This is a genomic window from Streptomyces sp. FH025 (assembly GCF_017427025.1).
Lineage (GTDB): Bacteria > Actinomycetota > Actinomycetes > Streptomycetales > Streptomycetaceae > Kitasatospora.
On sequence record NZ_JAFLNG010000680.1, the window covers coordinates 1 to 4158 of the forward strand.

Sequence of the window (4158 nt, forward strand, 5' to 3'; positions counted from 1 at the left end):
CGGCAGCCTAACCGTCCAAGATCACCGACTGGGCGCCTCGCCCGGCCCTCCCCCGGCTACAACCGGCCGAACACCGAGCGCACCTCTAGCGCTCGGTAGCCGTACGATCCACCGGAGTTGCGCCCGCCGGGGCCAGCTCGGCGACGATCCGCACCGCCTCCGCGATCTGCCCGTCCGTCAGGTCACCGCGCGCCGTCAGCCGCAGCCGGGAGACGCCGTCCGGGACGGACGGCGGCCGGAAGCAGCCGACCGCGAGCCCGGCCCGGAGGCAGTCGGCGGCCCAGGCCACGGCGGCCTCCGGGCCCGGAGCCCGTACCGAGACCACGGCGGCCTCCGGCTCGCAGGCGTCCAGGCCCGCCTCGGTCAGCCGGGCGGCGAGGGCGCGGGCGACCTCGCGGGCACGGTCGGCGCGGTGCGGCTCGGCGCGCAGCAGGCGCAGGGCGGCGAGGGCGGCCCCGGCCGCGGCCGGGGCGAGGCCGGTGTCGAAGATGAAGGTGCGGGCGGTCTCGGTCAGGTGGCGGATCACCCGGCGCGGGCCGACCACGGCGCCACCCTGCGAGCCGAGCGACTTGGACAGCGTCATGGTGGCGACCGTGTCCGGCTGCCCGGCCAGCCCGGCCGCCGCCAGCGCGCCGCGCCCGCCGGGGCCGAGCACGCCCAGCCCGTGCGCGTCGTCCACCAGCAGTGCGGCGCAGTGCGCCCGGACGGCCTCGGACAGTCCGCGCAGCGGGGCCGCGTCGCCGTCCACGGAGAACACCGAGTCGGTGACCACCAGCGCCCGCCGCTGCGTCCGCCCGGCCAGCACCTCCGCCACCGCGGCAGGGTCACTGTGCGGGGCGCGGTGGACGTCCGCCCGGGAGAGCCGGCAGCCGTCGATGAGCGAGGCGTGGTTGTAGGCATCCGACACGATCAGCGTGTCCGGGTCGGTCAGCGCGGTGAGCGCCGCGAGGTTGGCCGTGTACCCGGAGGAGAACACCAGCGCGGCCTCCGCCCCGCAGAACGCGGCCAGCTCCTCCTCCAGCTCGGTGTGCAGCGCCGTCGTCCCGGTCACCAGCCGCGACCCCGTCGACCCCCCGCCCCACCGCAGCGCCGCCTCCGCGGCCGCCCGCGTCACCACCGGGTGCCTGGTCAGCCCCAGATAGTCGTTCCCGGCGAGGTCCAGCACCCCGTCCCCGGCCTCCCGGCTGCGCAACGTCCGCGTCAGCCCCGCCTCGGCCCGCAACCCGGCGGCCTCGTCGAGCCAGTCGAAGACATGAGCCGGAGCGACAACGGAAGGACGCGTTTCAGACGCGAGCGGCAGGATCATGCCCGGCACTCTGGCACGCCCCGCGAACGGGGATCAATGTGCCACCCGACACATGATCGGTGCGGCCCACTGGCCGGTCGTGACAACCGGGGCACCGTCTCCCGTCGCTGTGAGGCTTTGCCCGGGGTGGCGGCGAGCAGGCAAGATAGCCGGGTGACGCTCCTTGATCTGATGCCGAAGCCCGCCACGCCCGATGCGCTGTACGAGACGTTCGCAGCCTGGGCGGAGGATCGGGGGATCACGCTGTACCCGGCGCAGGAGGAGGCGCTGATCGAGCTGGTGTCCGGGAACAACGTGATCCTGGCGACGCCGACCGGGTCGGGCAAGAGCCTGGTGGCGGCGGGGGCGCACTTCGCGGCGCTCGCGGAGGGGCAGCGGACGTTCTACACGGCGCCGATCAAGGCGCTGGTGTCGGAGAAGTTCTTCGACCTGGTGAAGATGTTCGGCACCGAGCAGGTCGGCATGATGACCGGCGACGCGAGCGTGAACCCGACCGCGCCGATCATCTGCTGCACCGCCGAGGTGCTGGCCCAGATCGCGCTGCGCGACGGCGCCCGGGCGGACATCGGCCAGGTGGTCATGGACGAGTTCCACTTCTACGCCGAGCCGGACCGCGGCTGGGCCTGGCAGATCCCGCTGCTGGAGCTGCCGCAGGCGCAGTTCCTGCTGATGTCGGCGACGCTCGGCGACGTGCGCCGCTTCGAGGAGGACCTGACCCGCCGCACCGGCCGTCCGACCACCGTGGTGCGCAACGCGACCCGCCCGGTGCCGCTGTTCTACGAGTACCGCCGCACCACGATGCACGACACCCTGGAGGAGCTGCTCCAGACCGGCCAGGCGCCGGTCTACGTCGTGCACTTCACGCAGAAGGAGGCGGTGGAGCGGGCCCAGTCGCTGATGAGCATCAACATGTGCTCGAAGGCGGAGAAGGAGGCCATCGCCGATCTGATCGGCAACTTCCGCTTCACCACCAAGTTCGGCCGCAACCTGTCCCGTTACGTCCGCCACGGGATCGGCGTGCACCACGCGGGCATGCTGCCGAAGTACCGCCGGCTGGTCGAACGCCTCGCCCAGGCGGGCCTGCTGAAGGTGATCTGCGGGACGGACACGCTCGGTGTCGGCGTCAATGTGCCGATCCGCACGGTGCTGTTCACCGCCCTGTCGAAGTACGACGGGCAGCGGGTGCGCATCCTGCGCGCCCGCGAGTTCCACCAGATCGCCGGTCGGGCCGGCCGGGCCGGGTTCGACACCGTCGGCCAGGTGGTGGCGCAGGCGCCCGAGCACGTGATCGAGAACGACAAGGCGATCGCCAAGGCCGGGGACGACCCGAAGAAGAAGCGCAAGGTGGTGCGCAAGAAGGCACCGGAGGGCTTCGTCGGCTGGACGGAGGAGACCTTCGAGAAGCTGATCGGCGCCGACCCCGAACCGCTGGTCTCCCGGTTCAAGGTGAGCCACGCGATGCTGCTGTCGGTGATCGGCCGCCCGGGCAACGCCTTCGAGGCGATGCGCAAGCTCCTCACCGACAACCACGAGGACAAGGCCGCCCAGCGCCGCCACATCCGCACCGCGATCGCGATCTACCGCTCGCTGCTGGAGGGCGGCGTGGTGGAGCGGCTGCCGGAGCCGGACGCCGAGGGCCGGATCGTCCGCCTCACCCTGGACCTCCAGGAGAACTTCGCGCTCAACCAGCCGCTGTCCACCTTCGCCCTGGCCTCCTTCGAGCTGCTCGACCCGACCTCGCCGTCCTACGCGATGGACGTCATCTCGGTGGTCGAGGCGACCCTCGACGACCCGCGCCAGATCCTCGCCGCGCAGCAGAACAAGGCGCGCGGGGAGGCCGTCGGCGAGATGAAGCGGGACGGCATCGAGTACGAGGAGCGGATGGAGCGGCTCCAGGAGATCACGTACCCGAAGCCGCTGGAGGAACTGCTCACCCACGCCTACGAGGTGTACCGCCGGGCGCACCCGTGGATCGGCGACCACCAGCTCCAGCCGAAGTCCGTGGTCCGCGACCTGTACGAGCGGGCGATGACCTTCTCGGACTACGTCGGCTTCTACGAGCTGGCGCGCACCGAGGGCATCGTGCTGCGCTACCTGGCCGGCGCGTACAAGGCGCTGGAGCAGACCGTCCCCGAGGACGTGAAGACGGACGACCTCAAGGACGTCATCGCCTGGCTCGGCGAGCTGGTCCGCCAGGTCGACTCCAGCCTGCTGGACGAGTGGGAGCAGCTGGCCAACCCGACCGAGCCGCAGGCCGCCGAGGTCTCGCTGGACGACCGGCCCGCGCCGGTCACCGCCAACGCCCGCGCCTTCCGGGTGCTGGTGCGCAACGAGATGTTCCGCCGGGTCGAGCTGTGCGCCCTGGAGCACTGGGACGAACTCGGCGAGCTGGACGGCGAGTACGGCTGGGACGCGGACCGCTGGGCGGACGCCATGGACGGGTACTGGGAGGAGTACGACGACCTGGGCACCGGCCCGGACGCGCGCGGCCCGAAGATGCTGATCATCGAGGAGGAGGACTCCGCCTGGAAGGTCCGGCAGATCTTCGACGACCCGGAGGGCGACCACGACTGGGGCATCAGCGCCGAGGTCGACCTGTACGGCTCGGACGAGGAGGGCCGGGCGGTGCTGCGGGTGACCTCGGTGGACCGGCTCGGCGGCTGACCGCCCGTCAGGATCGCGATTGAGTGACCGTCAAAAGGGGCCCGGCGCGAGCGCGCCGGACCCCTTGGCGTTTGTCACATCCAGACAAACGGCTGACCCGCCGCGTAGGACAGCGCCCGGGTGGCCTCGTCCAGGTTCGGCTCGCCGCCGGAGGCGGTCGGCGTCGGGGTGGACGGCGCCGGGTTCGA

At 72.2% G+C, this 4158-nt stretch carries 2 protein-coding genes; one reads left to right on the top strand and one right to left on the bottom strand.

Annotated elements, in window-relative coordinates; translation table 11 throughout:
* Positions 1-85: 85 nt before the first annotated feature.
* Positions 86-1306 (bottom strand): 8-amino-7-oxononanoate synthase, encoded by a 1221-nt coding sequence (locus J0670_RS31930; RefSeq protein WP_207815466.1) that lies wholly within the window; start codon positions 1304-1306, stop codon positions 86-88.
* 171 nt (positions 1307-1477) lie between these two features.
* On the opposite strand from J0670_RS31930, the gene J0670_RS31935 reads away from it, so the two are divergent.
* Entirely contained in the window at positions 1478-3970 is a 2493-nt protein-coding gene (locus tag J0670_RS31935) for a DEAD/DEAH box helicase (protein WP_243437821.1), read from the top strand.
* Positions 3971-4158 lie beyond the last annotated feature (188 nt).

Bases quoted from the DNA above. Each gene is read 5' to 3' on its own strand.
- J0670_RS31930 (WP_207815466.1), bottom strand. From the start codon at position 1,306: ATGATCCTGCCGCTCGCGTCTGAAACGCGTCCTTCCGTTGTCGCTCCG.
- J0670_RS31935 (WP_243437821.1), top strand. From the start codon at position 1,478: ATGCCGAAGCCCGCCACGCCCGATGCGCTGTACGAGACGTTCGCAGCC.